The sequence below is a fragment of the Acinetobacter sp. BMW17 genome (assembly GCF_001592855.1).
GTDB lineage: Bacteria > Pseudomonadota > Gammaproteobacteria > Pseudomonadales > Moraxellaceae > Acinetobacter > Acinetobacter johnsonii.
On record NZ_LSOD01000020.1, the window covers coordinates 23,318 to 43,067 of the forward strand.

The window sequence follows — 19,750 nt, forward strand, 5'->3', positions numbered from 1 at the left end:
TCCAAAATAAAAGCGCATTCGATGCGCTTTTATTTTTTCTACCTTATGTTCCAAATACGTCACGCCAACGCAGTAGCCAAGTCTCGATGGCCTTCATGATGCTATCACTGAATTTTCCAAGCATGGCTAAAAGAATAATTGCTAAGATCACAATATCGGGACGTGAAGTTTCTCGGCCATCACTCAGTAAGTAGCCTATGCCTTGTGTCGCTGCAATGAGTTCTGCTGCAATCATAAACATCCATGCCAAACTTAAACTGTTGCGCAGTCCCGTTAAGATCCCCGGAGACGCTGCAGGCAAAATAATCTGTTGCACTTGCTGCCAGTACTTCAGCCGATAGACTTGTGCGACTTCGATGAGCTTGCGATCAACCCCTTTAACAGCCGCGACCGTGTTGGTATAGGTCGGAAAAAATGCGCCAATTGCAATTAGGGTGATTTTCGATGCTTCATCAATTCCCAGCCACAGTAAAAGTAGAGGAATCCACGCTAAACTTGGGATGGATTTGATCGCTGAAAAACTGGGTTCTAAAAACGCTTCAACCTGTTTATTGAGTCCCACTAAAATCGCAAATATTAAAGCTAGGGCACTCCCAATAAAAAAGCCTAAAAACACTCGCCATGTACTGGTCCAGACATGCATCCATAAATCTGCCTGCCATAAATCTAGAAAGGTTTGACATAGACTACTGGGTGCAGGTAATAAATAAGGTTCAATAAAACCTGCACGAACCAGATATTCACAAGTAATCAGTAAGAGCACTGGAAGGGTGATCGCTTTGAGAGCACTCTTCAATTTCAACTGAAATGAGGAATTCTTTTTCACTACAATAGGGCTGAAAGAGCTCGCGACTGACTTGGTCATTATTTGCTTACAACCTTTTGTGCATATTGTGGTTTAAACAACTGAGTCACGACTTGATTAACATTGGTGCCTTTACGAACTAAGTCTTCTTCATTCAAAATGCCGCCAGACTTTTGTAATGCGGCAATCTGTTTGGCTGACGGAATGTTTTGATCAAAATTGGTACGGCTTAATTGTAATTTTGCGACATTCAACGGAAGTTTGGACTCACGTGCCAGTAACTCCGCCAATTTCTCTGGATGAGCTTTGGCCCATTTACGTGCTTGCTCATAAGCTTTAATCACTGCTTCAATGGCTTCGGGATTTTGCTGAGTAAAAGACTCTTTGACACTGAGTACGCTATAACTGTTAAACCCAATATTTCGATACAACAGTTTTGCGCCAGATTGCACTTGTGCCGATGCCATCAATGGATCTAAGCCTGCCCAAGCATCGACTTGACCACGTTCTAAAGCTGTTTTGCCATCTGGATGTTGTAAGTGAACCAGTTGGACATCACGTTTATTTAGACCCACTGTATCCAGCGCTTGTAAGGTAAATAGAAATGGATCTGTGCCTTTGGTTGCGGCAATTTTTTTTCCTTTTAAGTCTTTTAGGCTTTTAATTTGGGAGTTTTTAGCAACCACCAAAGCGGTCCATTCAGGTTGGCTCTGGATATAAACGGTATTGATTGGACTGCCGTTGGCACGACTGAGTACGGCTGCAAGTCCTGCGGTTGAAGCAAAATCGACACTGCCGCTATTTAAATATTCCAGCGAGCGGTTGCTGCCTTGGCTAAACACCCATTTAATTTCAGTCTTAGGTAAGGCTTTTTCTAACAGTTTTTGTTCTTTCACCACAAGGCTGGTTGGTGCGTAGTAGGCATAATCGAGTTTGAGCGTGTTTGGAACAGCGGCATGGGTATAAGTGCCGATCAAACCTAAAATCAGTGAAGTGCTCAGTAGTTTAAAGTTTTTCATTTTGCATCATTTAAATAAGTTCATTTGTGAGTTCTTTTAACCTGATGTATGCGAAAAATAAAAAAAGAAAAATGGATAACAAAATACTAAATTGAAATAAGTAGATAATCTTGATTTAAGTATCTGAATTTTAATAAGTATGTTGAGCTTTGTGTAGTTTTTGGAGTATAGAATAACTTTAAAAAAGCATAGAATAATTTCTTCTTATATGAAGATTGCATAACTAAATCATTCATTTTGAATGTAAAAAAGCGACTGTAATAGTCGCTTTTTTAAGGGCTTGCAAGTTTACATAGGATAGTCTTGTAAGCTGTCAAACACTTCAACTTGCTCTAAAGCATCTGTTTCAAGTGCAAGACAAAGTGTCACAATTTTCTTTAGATCAGCTAAATATTGTTCATCTTTAAACGATGCACCTAACTGCAGGGCTTGAATACGGTCAGCGCTAATATCCAACGCTTGAGCAGCTTCAATCGCATTAACTTCATTAAAAAATGCAGTAACAGCATGATTTAATTCAAGGTCTGATGCATTGAGAATACCTTGATCCAGTTGCTCTTCAAATTGTGGGGTAGGAGACTGCAAAGCTTGAGTAAAGTTTTGCACCAGACGTTGATCGAGAACATCAATCATTTTAAGCATGTCATAACCTTTAAAAGAAATAAGGTGATTAAACAGGGGGAGTACAGCAGGGGGAGTACAGCCGGAAAATAAGCATTAAAGAATGCTTTAAAATTGGTTGAAAAATAATCCATTTTGGAACTTTTTGCAAATAGATTCCGATAAATGAAAGATGGATTTGTTAAGTAAATGAAAAGATTAAATTTATTAAATTGAGAGCATGTTTACATTTTACACTACTGCTCAAATGGGCTCGGATCGATCAAAAGAAGTATTCAATGCGGACTATCGAGGGACTTCAATTGAAAAGTTATTAGAATTATTTTTAAAGTATTGAAAAGTAATAACTTGTTAATATCTTTGTTGCAATGGTCTTTATTTTACGCATCACTGATGCGAACTCAAAACATTGTGGAATTGCAATTTATAAGGACATGCTAAAGCAACATGAGGTATATCACCTTGCTTTAGCTGTCTTTGTTTGATGTGGAGAATGATGAACGTTTAAGCCACTAGTTAAAGTGCTTTTGCCTCAGTTGTTCTAGACGGAGTTGATATTGCTGCTGCCATGCACTTTCAGCTAAGTTTTGTTTTTGCTGGTTCATTTCTTGGTTGAGAGCAGCAAGTTCAGATTGATAACTGGCGATCTGTTGTTGTTGTCGACCGACTTGTTGTTCGCGTTCAGCCAACTGCGCCGCTTCTTTGCCTGAAAAGTAGCTGTTACGAATTTGTTGGGTAATTTCTTGCTGTTGTATTGGGTCGGTGACGCCAATTAAAGCCAATTTAAGGGCTTTATCATAACTACCACTTTGACCATCAATATTTTTGCTCGGGTTTTTATATTGTTGCTGTAGTTGTGAAAGTTCACTCAGTCGTTGTTGTAAGGTCATGTGCGGTGCGCGGCTCAAGAGCTCACCATAAGCAAACTGATAGCTGGCAAATTCTTTTTCTTCAGCAAAGCCGAGTTGTGTTTCTTGCTTACCTAAAGTCTGTTCACGTAAGTTCCAAATCTCCTGATAACGCTGTTGTGGTGTCATTTGTGTGGACATGGTTTTAGCTTGCATTTCTTTTTCGTACAGTGGTAGGCGTTCTATCAATTGTTTTAAAGTCTGGGCAAACTGCTGATCTGGATATTCGTCCAATACCTGTTTTAATAAGGCCTGACAGTTGGTATCGGGGCAGTTTTGTTGTAACTGGTTTAATAATTGTGTGATATTGCCCGGATTTTTTTGAAAGAGTTGAATGATTTTTTGGATGGATTCTTGTTGCTGTTGTTGCTGCATTTTTGACTCGTCATTGTTTGCAGCAGCAAGCTTCTCTTGCAAACTGCTGGGTTGAGCAGTCTCCGTAAGGGACGGTGAGGATGCCTGAGTTTGACCTGATGTGGCATATGATGAGCCAAGGCCCAACCATATCACCACACCGATCACCAATACACTCAGCACCAAAGCGATAAGCCCAAAGCGCTTCATTGTTCTTCCTTATGGGTTGTATTGGAATTGACCCATTACTGGGAAGTGGTCAGATAAGTCCCAAGTCATAAATAAGGGATCGGCAGCCGAGCGAAGAATGCGGACATCATTACGTGCTTGCATAGGCTGACGGTGGTTATTGGATGACACCACGTAGTCTAAATACTCCACGGTAGAGCCACCCGTGAGTCCTGCACCTGCGAGTTTATTCACTCGTGGATCGAAGGTCGATTCGGTATATCCTGTGCTGACTGGGACCGTACCATTCAAGTTAATTTGCATTTGCGCATAATCTTGCGGCCACAGGAGTTTGTTGACATTAAAGTCACCGCCCATGAGCACGGCATCAAATGATGGAATATTTTGCTTATCGACCAAAGCGCGGATTTGCTTAAATTGTTGCTGGCGCATATCACGTGCCGCGTCGGTATCAAACGATGCGGTATGCGTGGAGGTCACATGATAGGCTTTGCCATTCTTGAGGATTTCGGCATAAATCACGCCTTTATCGGCAAAACAGTCAATGCCTGTACAGCTCGGATAAATAAAATGATCCGTTTTTACAATTGGATGGCGACTTGCAACCAATATGCCGCTGTCATAAATATTGAAACCTGAACCGATTGGAATATAAGTTTGGTACGGATATTCCTGCGCTAATTTGGCCAACATGGCGGTACGACCAGAAGCAAAGGTTTCTTGGAACAAGATCGCGTCGTAGCCTTTTAGGTTTTGCGGTAGTTGTTCTAAGCGCGAATCAATTTTACTTGCCACCAAAGGAAGAGCATAAATATTGTAGGTTAAAACTTTAAACTCATCGGCACTGTTGGCAACGGGTTCTGGCACGTTATTTTGATGGATAGTGTAGTGGAAGTCGTCATAACCACCAGTGTATTCAGCTTTAAAAGCAGTCTGCGCTGCTTTTCCTGCATAATTGGTGTTGAAACGCTGAATGTTACGGTCGCTGAACCATGGTGCAGAGAAATCACTGCCAGATGCAGAGTGTTTAATATCACTGCCAGACCAAGTGCCAGTCATAGATTGTTTCAGGGTGACACTTGAACCCCCGCCTGTAATCACGGTATCAAAATTATAGGTTTGACCTGACTTTACCCCAGTATAACGGTTAAAACGCAGTACACGTTTGGTTTCATAAGGTGCAATCTGGGTGGCTTCTTGAGCCCATTGACTCCCTTGAGCTAAGGTGCGTGTACCATGATGATTAATATTGACGGATACCGTTTCAGGGGTGGTATTGGTCACATAAATGTATGAGTCTGCTATCGCTTGCTGACTGCACAGCAATAATGATAACCATCCGATATTTTTCATTAAGTTTTTATTTAATTGGGTGCTCATGTGTTCCCTCCATGATGTTTTTATTCAATATTGTGTAAAACAATATGACGAGATCACTATGGCAGGTAATTTTTTTAAGTCAGTGACAAAGTGCGACAGCCCCCTGATTTTCCGATGAATGAGCATCAAAAATTCAATTTAATTTATAAGCCCTGTTGACATTTCCTTTGGCCAATCAAAACCAAACCCAGAACAATAGAATGTTGAGGTTTCCTTTAACGAGAAAATTTTATGGGTTGGTTATTTGTTATGTGGAAAGAGCAAGGGCGTCGCGTAGTTGCTTATACCAATCGACTGAAGTTAAGCGTCCTTATTTTGACGATAAGCGCCAGGGCTGACCCCAGTCCACTTTTTAAAAGCACGATGGAAAGCACTCGGATCATGAAAATTGAGTTCAGTGCTAATGTCTTGTAATGATACTTGGTTGTTACTGAGCAGCTCAATCGCCATATCACGGCGTATATCATTTTTGAGCTGTTGATAACTGAAACCTTCACTTTTCAGTCGACGCTGAATTGTTGCCTCAGACATATTGAAATGATGGGCAATTTCAGACAGTTCAAGCCACTGTATCGGGGGTTCTTGCATTAAATAGCGACGAATTTGGGCACTGGTTGAATGTGGGTTTTTATAACGGGTCAGTAAAATATGTGGGGTTTGTTGAATAAATTGATACCACGATTTACTGTCCTGTTTTATGGGCATTTTTAAATAATTGGCATCAAATTGAATATAATTTTCAGCCATTTGATACTGGATATTTTCACAAAAACGAACTTTGTAGTCGATGTCATTTGTAGGTGCATCACATTTGAGTTGAATTTGATTCAAAATCACCCGTTGACCCACTAACCAACACATTAGGGCATGAATCAGCATGATGTACGTTGCGTAACTAAACATGCGCTTGGGCTGTTGTCGTTCATAAATCACAATATAAGCATAATGTTCTTGCACCATGAGTTGGCTACTAAAGTCGTCTAACACCAAATTCATAAATTGCAAAATATGCTGAATGGCTTGGTCCAGCTGGGTGGTGTGTAACAGTGATTTAGATAAAAACTGAAAACTGCCACGGCGCATAGCATGGCGATCCATTCCAAAAAACTCATCATTCATGACATTGGCCAGTTCAGTCCAGAGCTGTGCATATTGATTGACTGAGACCCGTGTTTTTGTCGCACTTAACAATTCGCTATTGATGCCTGCATTTTTCAAAATATCAGTAACAGCATATCCCTGCTTTTCTGCTTCAAACAATGCTTCGTGTACTAAAGCAATTGAAATGGAATCTTTCTGGGCGTTTGCATGTTCCGATGCAGTCATAGTGGCTTCCATATTTTTATTGTGCATTTTGAGCATTGTCCAAAACCATCATGGAAGATGCAATATTTGGAAATTGTACTCAAGTGCTTCTGTGTTTACATTTCTTCTTAAGTCGTAGCATTCAATCATACAAGGAAAAATAAATGAAGATTCAAGGGAAGGTTTTTGTCGTCACGGGTGGAGCATCGGGTTTAGGCGCAGCAACAGCACGTCATTTGATTGAACAAGGTGCGAAAGTCATTTTGGTGGATATGAACCAAGCTTTAGGTGAAGAGCTACAGCGTGAGTTGGGTGAAAATGCTCAGTTTAAAAGCCTCGATGTTACTGATGAGCACGCTGTGCAAAGTTTCTTCCAAGAAGTCGAGGCGGAATATGCACAGTTGAATGGTTTGGTGAACTGTGCGGGTGTAGCGCCTTCAGCCAAAGTGTTGGGTCGTGATGGTATTCATGAGCTGGCGTTATTCCAAAAAGTATTAAACATCAATGTCTCAGGTACTTTTAATATGCTGCGTTTTGCTGCGCAGTTAATCGCGAAATATGAACCTCAAGCCGGTGAAGAAGAACGCGGAGTGATTGTGAATACAGCTTCGGTTGCAGCTTATGACGGACAAATTGGACAGACCGCTTATGCAGCCTCTAAGGGCGCTGTTGTCTCGATGACTTTACCGCTGGCACGTGAACTAGCACGTGAGAAAATTCGAGTGATGACCATTGCTCCAGGCATTATGGAAACGCCAATGTTGAAGGCGATGCCGCAAAATGTACAAGATGCGTTGGGTGAAATGGTGCCATTTCCGAAGCGTTTGGCAAAGCCTCAAGAGTTCGCTCAGCTTGTGGGGCACATTCTTGAAAATAGTTATTTGAATGGTGAAGTGATTCGTTTAGATGGTGCGATTCGTATGCAGCCTAAATAATCTATTTTGATTTGTGATCTTTGAGTTTATGACGGAGTCTTTAGGTCGATAAGTAAGGGCATCTTATAACCTTCGGTTCGACCTACTTTTCTTTCGGGAAAAGTAGGCAAAACCATCTCCATTCGCAAAACCTGTTTTTTTGAATTTACAGACTATTTTCTCGCAAAAACATTATCTTTTGAAAGGCTTTCAGGTTGCGAATGGGTCGCCGTGTATCAAATATTTATTAAATTTAATAACCTGAACAGAGAAGGGACATCTAATGCTTTTAAATGAAGAACAAAAAATGGTTCAGGATATGCTGCGTAGTTATTCGCAGGAAAAACTGAAGCCAACTGCAGCTGAACGTGACAAAACCGCACAGTTTCCTGCTCAAGAACTCAAAGAGCTGGGTGAATTAGGTGCTTTGGGCATGACTGTTTCACCTGAGTGGGGTGGTGCAGGCTTAGATTATATTTCACTGGTGGTGGCACTTGAGGAAATTGCAGCAGGTGATGGTGCGATTTCGACCATTGTCAGTGTGCAAAACTCACTGCCGTGTGGCATTACTCAGCGTTATGGAACTGATGCGCAAAAGCAGAAATATTTAAGCAAGCTTGCCACAGGTGAGTGGTTGGGGTGCTTTTGTCTCACTGAACCACAAGCAGGCTCAGATGCAGGGGCGTTGGAATGTAAGGCCGTTCGTGAAGGTGAGGAATGGGTGTTGAATGGAACCAAACAATTCATTACCACAGGTAAGCATGCTCAAGTCGCTTTGGTTTTTGCAGTCACAGACAAAGCTGCTGGGAAGAAAGGCATTTCTTGCTTTTTAGTCCCAACCGATACCGAAGGCTATATTGTCTCTCGTATAGAAGAAAAGATGGGGCAGCACTGTTCGGATACGGCAACCATTGTTTTGGAGAACTGCCGCATTCCTGCTGATCATTTGCTAGGCGCGGAAGGTGAGGGCTACAAAATTGCGCTTTCGAATTTGGAGTCGGGACGTATCGGTATTGCAGCCCAATCCGTGGGTATGGCGCGTGCCGCTTTAGATGCAGCAGTTGAATATGCCAATGACCGTAAAGCCTTTGGTGTTGAAATTGTACAACATCAGGCAGTTGCTTTTCGTTTAGCCGATATGGCGACGCAAATTGAAGCTGCACGTCAGTTAATTTTCCATGCAGCCGCTTTGAAGGATGCAGGATTGCCATGTTTAAAAGAAGCCTCTATGGCCAAACTGTTTGCCTCAACCATGGCAGAGCGTGTTTGTTCTGATGCTATTCAAATTTATGGTGGCTATGGCTATGTTTCAGATTTTCCTGTTGAACGAATTTATCGGGACGTCCGTGTGAGCCAGATTTATGAAGGGGCATCTGATATTCAACGTCTTGTGATTGCACGTGAAGTCACCAAGGTTTAAGTCGACTCAGTTTTAGACCTTGGTCGATGTTCAAAGCCTGCATTTTCATTGAGGGATTTGGAAATTGTAGGTGCATTTAAAACATGGTTATCTAGGTGCAGCAGTTAGTTACAAGTATTAAGTCGAGCAGCTGAGCTGCTCTAGGTTTTCAAACAATATAGGACTGACAATGAGGTCAGTTCAACGCTTAAAACGATAAAGAATATGGACGGCCAAAGTGGATTTGGTCTTAAAAAATGGATAATGCGAGGTTGTCGTGATGAAGACATTAGAACAAGCCCATCAAGAATTTAACTATGATCAACTGATTCAAGAACAATTGGTCGGCCAACCCAATGCAATGAATGCTTATATTGAGTGCTGTCAGCGCTATGTCGGGCAGCAAAAAACAGCACTCATTTGGGAAGGAAAAAATGGCGAGTCAGAGCAATGGAGTTTTGAACAGCTCGATGTTGCCTCAGCACAGTTGGCAAATTATTTTAAAAGTATTGGCATTCAAGTAGGTGACTGTATCGCAGGGCTGTTAACGCGTACGCCTGAACTGCTGATTACGATTTTAGCAACATGGCGGATCGGTGCGATTTATCAGCCTTTGTTTACTGCTTTTGAGTCGAAGGCGATTGAACATCGAGTTTTAACTGCGAACACTAAATTGATTGTCACCAATGCAGAGCAACGTCCAAAGCTAAATCACGTTGAAGTCAAACATATTCTTACAGTGAATGCGGGAACAAACTTAACCAGCAATGAAGCTGATTTTTGGCAAGAGGTCAAACAACAGTCCGATCAATGTGAAGCTGTTTTGCGTAGCTTTGATGATGATTTCCTGATGATGTTTACCTCAGGCACCACAGGTTTGGCAAAATCAGTGCCTGTCCCTTTAAAAGCGGTTTTGGCTTTTAAGGGCTATATGCAACATGCGGTCGATTTAAGAGAAGACGATTCATTTTGGAATTTAGCCGATCCGGGCTGGGCTTATGGGTTGTACTATGGCATTACAGGCCCGCTCAGCTTGGGGCATAGCATCATTATGGATGAGCGCGCATTTAGCGTCGATCATGCGGTTGAAGTCATTAAAAAGTATCGCGTCAGTAACTTAACGGGTTCGCCTACAGCTTTTCGGATGTTCTTTGGTTTTAAAGAAAAGTTTGATCCTTCTATTAAGACCCATTTACGCACCGTCAGTAGTGCGGGTGAGCCTTTGACCCCAGAAGTGATTCATTGGTTCAATAATGATCTGAACGTCAACATTTATGACCAATATGGACAAACTGAGTTGGGCATGGTGATTGCGAACCATCATGCACTGGAGCATGAGAAAAAAGTCGGGTCGGCAGGCTTTGCCAACCCCGGACACCGCTTTGCTGTACTTGATGCGAATCACCAAGAAGTGAAGTGCGGTGAAATTGGAACATTAGCGATAGACTTTAGCCAGTCACCACTGACATGGTTTAAGGGCTATGGTGGCAATAATCGAAAGTCTTTTGTGGGACAGTATTATTTAACAGGTGATACGGTCAAGCTCAATGAAATTGGTGGTATCGACTTTGTTGGACGTGCTGACGATGTCATTACAACGTCAGGCTATCGAGTTGGACCTTTTGATGTCGAAAGTACTTTGCTTGAGTGTGCGGAAGTACTCGAGTCAGCTGTGATTGGTAAGCCTGATCCAGAGCGCACTGAAGTGGTGAAAGCTTTTGTGGTGCTAAAGCCACAGTACCAAGCCTCTAAAGCGTTGGATAGCAAACTCCAAGCCTATGTGCGGTCACGTTTATCTAAACATGCTTATCCGAAAGAAATTGAGTTTGTTGAAAGTTTGCCGAAAACATCGAGTGGCAAAATTCAACGTAATTTGCTGAAACAGCAAGAAGTGGCAAAGATGCAAACTTTACAAGCTGCAATTTAATTTAAAAAATAAAATGCTCTTAAAGCTAAAGCCAGTCAGTTCTAAATAGGCTGGCTTTTTCTTTTAACCATTTATAGCGGGATGTAACTTGTGGAACACCGCTAGAAATATAGTTAGATGTATAAATAGCCTAAGAAAATTTAACTAGGCAACTAGTATGATTCAATCTCCATTACTTAAAAATGAAAAAAGTTGAGCCATCTAAAGCTCATAGCATTTATTGAATTTGTGCATAGCTAACTTTGGTTTCATGGTTATAATTCACCATCAACATTTTCTTTAGCGAAAGGCTGAATCATGGACGAGTTAGATGAAAGTCTAGAACTCAGTGATGCTGAAATACATCTCTATAGCCGCCAAATTTTATTGGACGGATGGGATATAGAGGCACAAGAAAAATTAAAGTTGGCCAATGTACTTATCGTAGGCTGTGGTGGTATTGGTTGTATGACAGCGGAGTTACTGGCACGTGCTGGCGTAGGGCAAATCACCCTGATAGATGCTGATACCATCGAAGTAAGCAATCTTCAAAGACAGATTGCCTATGTAGAAAACAATGTCGGTTTCTATAAAGCAGAGGTTTTGGCCCAGCGTTTAAAGCAGATCAATCCCTATATTCAAGTCCATGCGCATACTGTAAAGCTTGATACATCTAATGCAGCTCGCTTAATTGTTGGTCAGGACCTAGTTCTTGATGGTTGTGATAATTTTACGACGCGGTATTTGGTCAATCAGCAGTGTAAAGCGGCCAATATTCCACTCATCAGTGCATCGGCCATTGGTTTTCAAGGGCAACTCTTTATGGTGGAAGGTGAGTCCGCTTGCTATGAATGTCTGTTCCCGAAAGAAGAACATGAAAATGAAAGCCTACGCTGTGCAGATTCGGGCGTTTTAGCTACCACTCCGAACGTAATGGCTAGTCTTCAAGCGCATCATGCACTTTTATACTTGGGTTTAAATGTCTCCGCACTCAAACAACGCCTGTTGCTTTGGGATGGCTTAAGTATGAAACAACGTTTGCTTGCTTTCGAAAAAGATACAGATTGTCCAGTTTGTCAGGCAAGATAAGCCTGCAATTTTTTCATTCTTTGATACACTCAATACAATTTATTTTTGACCGATATTATGAAAAACAATATCTTTTTAGATGGACTACGCTCTGTTGCCCGTGTTGGGGAAACAGCAGTCATTGCAGCGCGTGCAGGTATTAAGTACGCAACTGAAAAACCAAGTAATGCCAAACTGATGCGTGAAACCTTTGAGTCTTTGGGTTCAACCTATATCAAGTTGGGTCAGTTTATTGCCAGTACACCTTCACTTTTTCCACGTGAATATGTTGAAGAGTTTCAAGGCTGTTTAGACCAAACGCCGTCTTTACCGTTTAGTTATGTACAAGGGGTTTTGGCGTCTGAGTTTGAAGGCCGAAACCTGTCTGAGATTTTTGCATCGATTGATGAAACACCTTTAGCTTCAGCGTCTATTGCCCAAGTCCATGCTGCAAAGCTGGTGACGGGTGAAGATGTAGTGATTAAAGTACAAAAGCCGGGTGTAGAAACCATTCTCTATACCGACTTAAATGTTTTGCACTGGGCAACCAAGGTTTTAGAAAAAGCAGTGCCTAAAGTCAAATTTGCATCGCTTGCAGACATTGTGGAAGAAATTAAAACCCGCATGGTTCGAGAAGTCGATTTTATTGAAGAAGCCAGTAATCTGGATGACTTTGTGAACTATCTCAATATCACGCAAAACCATAAGGCGATGGCACCTAAAGTTTATCATCAATATTCGACTCGCCGTGTGCTCACCATGCAGCGTCTTTACGGCGTGCCATTAACTGATTTTGAAGTGGTTAAAAAGCGCTGTAAAGATCCTTCACAAGTCCTGATAACTGCCATGAATACATGGTTTGGTAGTCTAATGATGTGTAATAGCTTCCATGCTGACTTACATGCTGGAAACCTAATGCTGCTTGATGATGGTCGTGTGGGTTTTATTGATTTCGGCATTGTGGGACAGTTGAAACCTGAAGTATGGACAGCTTGTATCGCCTTTATGGATGCCTTACAAAAAACGGATTATGCACTCATGGCGGAAAACATGCTGAAAATGGGCATGACCGCAGTGCAGATTGATACTCAGGTGTTGGCCGCAGATCTTGAGCGTTTATTTAGTGGTGTGTTGTTGGCAGATCCGCAAGAATTGCTGAGTTCAAATCCAGCAGATTTGAATGACATCATGATGGATATGGTTGCAGTAGGTGAGCGTCACGGTATTCGCTTCCCACGTGATTTTGCCCTGTTATTTAAACAGATGCTGTATTTCGATCGTTTCATGCGCATCCTTGCACCGTATACCGACATCTATGCTGACCAGCGTTTGCAAATGGTGCAAACTATGGATCCAAATGTGTTGTTAAAAAACTAAGTTCTTTGGAAGCACACTCACCAAAAAAACCTTTCAGTCCTTCTTTTAAAAGAGGGACTGAAAAACGCTTTCCTGTTTAAGCGGTGAGAAACATGGTTTCGCAAGGCAGGGATTAAAAGTCAAAATCTGTTAAAGGTAATAATGTGGACGCAATTATCATTGAAGGCTTAAAAGTTGAAACAGTGGTTGGCTGTTTTAACTGGGAACGTCAGATTATTCAGCCTTTAATGTTGGATATGATTATTCAAACAGATTTGGAACAAGCTTCAAACTCAGATGACTTAGACCATACCTTAAATTATGCTGAAATTTGTGAAATTGCAGCAAAGGTCATTCAAGATGCTAAGCCTGAGCTGATTGAACATGCGGCAAAATTGGTCATCAACGCACTTTTTTCTACCTTTCATGCGATTGAATCGATTAATATTACCATCCGTAAGCCTGCCATTATCGCGCAAGCAAATTCTGTAGGAATTCGTCTTGAACGCCACCGAAACAATTTTCGCCCTAGCTCTGGCGAGTAATAATAATCCCAAGCAACATTTTTTATATGCCTCTGAGCAACTTGCTAAAATTGGGCAACTACATTTTTCGAATATTTATTTAATTCCATGCCGCGATGGGGTTGGGGCAGATTATTGGAATGCAGCCTGTTTGCTGAAATCGTCTTTGTCGGTTGCCGATATTTCGGTATTGCTGAAAAATATGGAAGCCACATCTGGGCGTATTCGCCCATCGCATCAGATTTCACTAGATGTCGATTTGATTGCATGGGGGAGTGACTTAGAACATATGCAGTTCAATCCCAAAAAATTACCTTTAGCTTTAGACGTTAAAATTCCAATGTTTGATGTGTGGAAGGATGCTGCATTTCAGCATCAAACACATGCATTTCCAACGGTGAGCTGCTTGGAAGCCAAGTAACATATCGAAGTGTGATTGACACTTGAACTGGCTTAACATACTTATAAAATATAATTCGTAGAGAGCTATTTTCATGAAAATACAAATTTTGAGTGCTCTTTCTTTAGCAGTGTTTTTAGCGGGCTGTCATTCAACTCCGTCCAAAACGACAGCGACACCTGCTATGGATATAACGAGTGTATCTCAAACGACTGAAAAACAAGGGTTAAAACTAGCTGTTCATGCCTATACCCAAGATCAATCGGATTATCAAACTAGCCTATATGATTTAAATCAAGATGGTATCGATGATGCCGTGGTGTTGTTAAGTGGGATGGAGTGGTGTGGTTCAGGTGGCTGTACGTTGTTGGTCTTTAAAGGTCTTGCAAATGGAAGTTTTCAACCGCATAGCAAAATGACTGTGTCATCTACACCGATTTATGCCTTAAGTACCCAAACCCAAGGTTGGCGTGATTTGTCGGTTTATACCCGTGGTTTAGGACAGGTCATACTGAAGTACAATGGGAAAAGCTATCCATCTAACCCATCACTGGCGTCAAAATATACGGCGAATTTAAAGCAAGCGGGTAATACCTTATTATTGCCGATATCAGCGGAATAAGCAAATTAGAGTCAATAAAAAAGCAGTGGCATAACCACTGCTTTTTTATAAGAGTAAGGCATATTTGCTTAAATAAAATAACTGGTCTTGGTCATGAGTTTTGAAATAGCCGTCATGGTGATTTTGACAGGAATCGGTAAATCGACACCGCCAGCATTCAGTGCTGTATCACGATGGTGTAATTCATCTTCATTCATTTGCACAAGGATATTACGAGAACGGTCATCTTGAGCAGGGAGTTGGCTGATGTGATGCTGTAAGTGCAGGCTCACTTGGCGTTCAGTTTCTGCAACAAAACCTAAGCTATATTTATCACCTGCAATGCCTGCGATTGCACCCATACCAAAGGATAAGCCGTACCAAATAGGATTAAGCAGACTGGTATGGCTGTCTAGCTCTTTTAAGCGGTCTTCACACCATGCAAGATGGTCTTGTTCTTCAATTGCAGCTTGTTCCATTTCGCGGCGTACATTCGGTAGTTTTGCCGTTAAAGCTTGCCCATGATAAAGCGCTTGTGCACACACTTCACCACTATGGTTGACCCGCATTAGACCTGCAACATGACGTGCTTCACTCACGGCGAGTTGGGTTTCGACCGCCTTGCCTGGGTTTTCACGTTGAGCAGACGTCGTGCCTGGAACTAAGCTACGCAGGGCTTGATCAAAAGAATTGATAAATTTATCGATGCCAGTGTAATGACGCATAACTTTAGTCCTCTAACTCAGGTTGTACGGTTTTTAGCATGGGTTTGAGTCGATATAACAACCACAGCGTAAAGCCCGCACTCAATACAGCAGTAATGCTGAAAAGTATTTTAATATCAATCTTCAAAACACTTAAAATGATAATCGAAAATATAGCAGAAGACACCATAAACACCGCATTTAATATGTTGTTTGCGGCAACAACACGTGCACGGTGCGACCGTGGAGAATAAGCTTGCATCATGGCATACAAGGGCACAATATAAAAACCGCCACTAATGCCAAGCAAAGTCACTGCGAGCATGACATGATAGTAAACCATGCCGTGGTTGAACATATCGCTAACATTGAGCATAGCCCCTGTGCGTTCTGGGACATAAGCTAGACTCAAGGCCAAATAAAAGGCAAATAGGGTCAGTCCAATAGCACCGACAGGCACCATTTTAATATTCACTTCAGAGCCACCAATTCTACGACACAGCAGTGAGCCGACCCCAATCCCGACAGAAAAGAACGTGAGTAAAAGACTGACAACATTTTCTGATGCATGTAGGTTTTGTTGAGTCAACTGTGGAATTTGGGTGAGATAGGTCGCGCCGTAAAACCAATACCACGAATTTCCCAGTAAAATCATAAAGATGAGGGGGAGGCTTTTGGTATATTTGAGTGTTTGAAAACTGGTTCTAAAGAAATTCCAGTCAATTTTTAAGTCGGGTGAGCTGACTGGCTGTTTTAAGATAAATCGACTGGATAGATAACCCAAAATGGCAATGATGACGACAGTCAGGCTGATCCAAAACAAATTGCCATTTGACGCTGAAATGACCGCACCACCTAAAATCATGCCCACCAATATGGCAATAGATGTACCTGATTGGAACAATGCGTTGCCAGACATGAGTTCATTTGGCTTGAGAATCTCAGGTAAAATGGCGTATTTAATGGGGCCAAAGAAGGTGGAATGTGTGCCCATCATAAATAGAGCCAAGAGCAGTAGCCATAAATTGCCCAATAAGAAACCCGCGGAACCGATGAGCATAATCACAATTTCTAGAACTTTGATGCCACGAATAAGTTGTGAGCGCTCAAACTTATCGGCAATTTGTCCTGCGGTTGCAGAAAAAATGAAGTAAGGCAAAATAAATAACAGCGCGGCTAAATTATTTAAGGTACTGACATCCGCGGCTTGTTGATTAATCCATCCATAAGTAATGACTAAAAGCAAAGCTTGTTTATAGACATTGTCGTTTAAAGCACCAAAAAATTGGGTAATAAACATGGGAAGAAAACGACGGGTACTTAATAGATGTTCATTGTTTTTCATGCTTTTTGCACTGCATTAAGTTTTATTAAGAAATGTGACTAATTGCTCAAAGGTTCAATAAAATCATGTAAGATATTTAAAACCTGAAACTGGTTAAAATAATCAATAGATTTCAGTTCTTTTGTGACAATTCATTAGAGCAAATCCATAACGATTAAATAAATTTAGAGTTTTATATGCTTGCCAAAACACAATTTAAAAAGTCGACTCTTTCATTGAGTATGAATTCTTTCATACCGTGGCATCATAACAATAAATATTTGTGTCTGAGTATCTTTTTAACGCTTTTGTCACAAGCGGCTTTGGCTGAAACGCCCGTTGCGATTGAACCAAGTAACGCGGAAGTCGATCCACAAATTTCTACACAATTCACTGAAGACATTAAAAAAGAAGCAATTCGCCAAGGCATGGGCAGTGCGGACGAATTAAAAAAAGTTGAAAATTCTGTGGTTCAGCCCATGGTTCCAGACAGTATGCAAATGTTGCAACAACAGCAGATGGCTTTAAAAAATTTACCTGAATTTGCACCGATTGAGTTTGATAACCTTGAAGACTTGCCAACTGTCCAAGTTGACCAAGGTATGGCCAATGATATTTATCAGGTAGCTGAGCAAGCGAAAGCAGAAGCTCAAGCTTACCGTAGTGGCCAAAAGACAGAGTTGGTGCTAAGCGATGCAACTCAACAGGAAATGGCGGAAATTAATCAAGCCCCAGTCAATGTTGATCAACTGATGCAAAGCATTCAAGCAGACAGTAAAATTTCAGTAGAAGCCAACACTGAAGGCAATACCTTAGATTTTGGCATGAGTGCTGAAGAGCAAATTGCCAAAGAACCCAATTTCTTTAAGCGCATGCTTTATAAAATTCGACCACCAAGAGCATTAGATACTGCAAAAGTGCCGCGAATCAATGCAGATGTTGAAATCATCAATGCGAAATATGAAGGCGAGATATCCAATAAAGCGTATCAGGCTGCTTTGGTCAATTTAAAAGAAAATATTGAAGGCAAGGTTTCGAGCTTTACTGAAGAATCTTTTGAAGACTTTCCTTCAGCACTGCCACAGTTGCGGACACTTTCCAACCAAGCTGCTCAAGCCGTCGGGTTTTATAATGCTGAGTTTAAGTTTGAAAAAACCAGCAGTAATCGTGTGCGCATTCAAGTGGTACCGAATAACCCTGTGCGGATTGAAGAACAAAACATCGAGTTTAGTGGTGCAGGTCAGTACTTACCGCAGTTCCAAGTGATTAAAGTCTTACCAGAGCAAGATGTCGGTGATGTATTACACCATGGTTTATATGAGTCGACCAAAGCACGAATTAATGAAGCTGCTAGTAATAACGGTTTCTTTGATAGTTACTGGCGTTTACATGATGTGAAAGTTGAACAGCCGCAAAATACGGCAGACATTAACTTACGTTATGAAACAGGTGAACGTTATAAACTCGGCGGTGTTGAGTTTGTGATGAGCGACCCAAGCAAACCACTGCCTATTGATTTAGATGTTTTACAAAGTTTAGTGACTTGGGAGCCTGGGGCGGATTATACTTTTTGGCGTGTTAATGGTTTGGCCAATAATTTGACCAACTCACGTTATTTTAACTACAGCTTGGTAGATGCTGTTCGACCTGATCCTGTTGAAAGAGTTCGTGAGTTACCCCCTGATTTACAGCAGTTGGTCGATGAACAACAACTTTCTCGTCAGGATGTTCTGGTTCAAGAAAAACAGGAAGTTGTTTCAAGCCGCGAAGTGACGCAGTCTGTGGTGAGTGAAGCACAATTCGCAGGTGTTAATGATGCCGAGCAGAATAAAGCACAAGCAGCGCTTCGCACCGCACAAGAAACCAAACAGAGTGAAGAAGAGCGTTTAAAACTTGAAGCTCGGGAAACAAAAGTAATTCCTGTTAAAGTCACTTTAAATGCGGACCAGTTAAACAGTGTAGAGGTCGGTGCAGGTTATGGTAGTGACTCAGGTGCTCGTTTACGTACACAGTATCGCCGTGCGATTGTGAACCAACGTGGTCACTCTTTTGATGCCAACTTGGAACTTTCAGAAATTCGACAGGCTATTGATGGTCGCTATAACATTCCATATAAGCATCCACTAAATGATTATATTAGTCTCGTGGGTGGTTATGAGCGTGAAGAACGAGATGACATCGGACAAGGCGTAAACTTACTCACTGAATCTGCTGTTGCTGGGGCTGACCGTGTTATCAAAAACCCAATGGGAAATTGGCAACATACCTATGGTGTGCGTTACCGTTTAGATCGATTGACGCAAAAGGGTTCAGCGAATGTAGATGATTTGCCGGATGCATTTATTGCCAATAATGACCCTGAGCAAGAGTCGCTTTTATTGGGTTATGAAATTTCTAGAATCGATAGCGATAAACGTGTAAACCCAAGTAAGGGAATTAAACAAACTTATAAAATTGAACTTGGAAGCGAAAGCCTACTTTCAGATGCAGATATGGCCATCGTAAATGCGGGTTGGCGCTTTATCTATTCATTGGGTGAAAATGACAGCCACCAGTTTGTTGGACGTGGCGATCTCGGTTATATCTTTACCCCAGACTTTAATAAAGTTCCTTATAACTTACGTTATTTCACGGGTGGAGACCAAGGCATTCGTGGTTTTGATTACAAGAGTTTGTCACCTGTGGTTGATGGTTTTAAAGTGGGTGGTCAAGCCTTAGCTGTCGGCTCCATGGAATACAATTACCAGTTTAAAGAAGGCTGGCGTGCAGCAGTATTCAGCGACTTTGGTAATGCTTATGATACCGATTTTAGCAATGACACCGAATACAGTGTTGGTCTTGGTGTGCGCTGGGCATCACCGATAGGCCCGATCCGGATTGATGTAGCTTCAGGTATTTCTGATGATAGTCATCCGATACGTGTGCATTTCTTTATTGGCTCATTATTATAATATTTAAACTTTTTTTGGGAAG

At 41.6% G+C, this 19,750-nt stretch carries 17 protein-coding genes; 9 read left to right on the forward strand and 8 right to left on the reverse strand.

The features are described 5' to 3' along the window. Positions 1–43 precede the first annotated feature (43 nt). The 6 genes from AXW61_RS05300 to AXW61_RS05325 form a co-directional block, all read right to left on the reverse strand. Positions 44–865: an ABC transporter permease gene (locus tag AXW61_RS05300; RefSeq protein WP_062033012.1), complete on the reverse strand. Its 822-nt coding sequence runs from the start codon at positions 863–865 to the stop codon at positions 44–46. Next, positions 865–1,824, reverse strand: coding sequence for an aliphatic sulfonate ABC transporter substrate-binding protein (locus AXW61_RS05305; protein ID WP_062033015.1), 960 nt, complete (start codon positions 1,822–1,824; stop codon positions 865–867). The genes AXW61_RS05300 and AXW61_RS05305 overlap by 1 nt, the downstream gene beginning before the upstream one ends. Before the next feature lie 288 nt (positions 1,825–2,112). Next, complete coding sequence (locus tag AXW61_RS05310; RefSeq protein ID WP_029575052.1) at positions 2,113–2,466, reverse strand: hypothetical protein; 354 nt, start codon at positions 2,464–2,466, stop codon at positions 2,113–2,115. 491 nt (positions 2,467–2,957) lie between these two features. Further along, positions 2,958–3,917, reverse strand: coding sequence for a hypothetical protein (locus AXW61_RS05315; RefSeq protein WP_062033018.1), 960 nt, complete (start codon positions 3,915–3,917; stop codon positions 2,958–2,960). A gap of 9 nt (positions 3,918–3,926) precedes the next feature. Next, the gene (locus AXW61_RS05320; RefSeq protein WP_240487439.1) at positions 3,927–5,249 is read right to left on the reverse strand and encodes a sphingomyelin phosphodiesterase; all 1,323 of its coding nucleotides are present in this window, start codon (positions 5,247–5,249) and stop codon (positions 3,927–3,929) included. Positions 5,250–5,576: 327 nt separating this feature from the next. After that, positions 5,577–6,602, reverse strand: a complete 1,026-nt coding sequence (locus AXW61_RS05325; protein WP_062033203.1) for an AraC family transcriptional regulator — start codon at positions 6,600–6,602, stop codon at positions 5,577–5,579. 143 nt (positions 6,603–6,745) lie between these two features. Here AXW61_RS05325 and AXW61_RS05330 point away from each other — a divergent pair, with 143 nt between their 5' ends. The 8 genes from AXW61_RS05330 (at position 6,746) to AXW61_RS05365 (ending at position 14,770) form a co-directional block, all read left to right on the forward strand. Next, on the forward strand, positions 6,746–7,516 hold the full coding sequence (locus tag AXW61_RS05330; RefSeq protein ID WP_062033023.1) for a 3-hydroxyacyl-CoA dehydrogenase: 771 nt from the start codon (positions 6,746–6,748) through the stop codon (positions 7,514–7,516). A 262-nt stretch (positions 7,517–7,778) separates the two neighbouring features. Continuing rightward, positions 7,779–8,915: an acyl-CoA dehydrogenase family protein gene (locus AXW61_RS05335; protein WP_062033025.1), complete on the forward strand. Its 1,137-nt coding sequence runs from the start codon at positions 7,779–7,781 to the stop codon at positions 8,913–8,915. Positions 8,916–9,174: 259 nt separating this feature from the next. After that, positions 9,175–10,821: an AMP-binding protein gene (locus AXW61_RS05340; protein ID WP_062033028.1), complete on the forward strand. Its 1,647-nt coding sequence runs from the start codon at positions 9,175–9,177 to the stop codon at positions 10,819–10,821. A gap of 297 nt (positions 10,822–11,118) precedes the next feature. Further along, positions 11,119–11,889 (forward strand): HesA/MoeB/ThiF family protein, encoded by a 771-nt coding sequence (locus AXW61_RS05345; RefSeq protein ID WP_062033031.1) that lies wholly within the window; start codon positions 11,119–11,121, stop codon positions 11,887–11,889. A 57-nt stretch (positions 11,890–11,946) separates the two neighbouring features. After that, entirely contained in the window at positions 11,947–13,245 is a 1,299-nt protein-coding gene (locus tag AXW61_RS05350; RefSeq protein ID WP_005400705.1) for an AarF/UbiB family protein, read from the forward strand. A gap of 143 nt (positions 13,246–13,388) precedes the next feature. Next, positions 13,389–13,769 carry a dihydroneopterin aldolase gene (folB, locus tag AXW61_RS05355; RefSeq protein ID WP_005400706.1) on the forward strand — a complete coding sequence of 127 codons (381 nt, stop codon included), beginning with the start codon at positions 13,389–13,391 and terminating at the stop codon, positions 13,767–13,769. Further along, positions 13,726–14,169: a 2-amino-4-hydroxy-6-hydroxymethyldihydropteridine diphosphokinase gene (locus AXW61_RS05360; RefSeq protein ID WP_062033036.1), complete on the forward strand. Its 444-nt coding sequence runs from the start codon at positions 13,726–13,728 to the stop codon at positions 14,167–14,169. The genes folB and AXW61_RS05360 overlap by 44 nt, the downstream gene beginning before the upstream one ends. 163 nt (positions 14,170–14,332) lie before the next feature. Beyond that, the gene (locus AXW61_RS05365; protein ID WP_062033206.1) at positions 14,333–14,770 is read left to right on the forward strand and encodes a hypothetical protein; all 438 of its coding nucleotides are present in this window, start codon (positions 14,333–14,335) and stop codon (positions 14,768–14,770) included. Positions 14,771–14,838: 68 nt separating this feature from the next. Here AXW61_RS05365 and coq7 read toward each other — a convergent pair whose 3' ends face one another. Further along, positions 14,839–15,474 (reverse strand): 2-polyprenyl-3-methyl-6-methoxy-1,4-benzoquinone monooxygenase, encoded by a 636-nt coding sequence (gene coq7, locus AXW61_RS05370; RefSeq protein WP_004696505.1) that lies wholly within the window; start codon positions 15,472–15,474, stop codon positions 14,839–14,841. A gap of 4 nt (positions 15,475–15,478) precedes the next feature. Continuing rightward, the gene (locus AXW61_RS05375; protein WP_062033039.1) at positions 15,479–16,798 is read right to left on the reverse strand and encodes an MFS transporter; all 1,320 of its coding nucleotides are present in this window, start codon (positions 16,796–16,798) and stop codon (positions 15,479–15,481) included. A 176-nt stretch (positions 16,799–16,974) separates the two neighbouring features. On the opposite strand from AXW61_RS05375, the gene AXW61_RS05380 reads away from it, so the two are divergent. After that, positions 16,975–19,728, forward strand: a complete 2,754-nt coding sequence (locus AXW61_RS05380) for a BamA/TamA family outer membrane protein (RefSeq protein WP_062033042.1) — start codon at positions 16,975–16,977, stop codon at positions 19,726–19,728. The last annotated feature ends 22 nt before the right edge of the window (positions 19,729–19,750 follow it).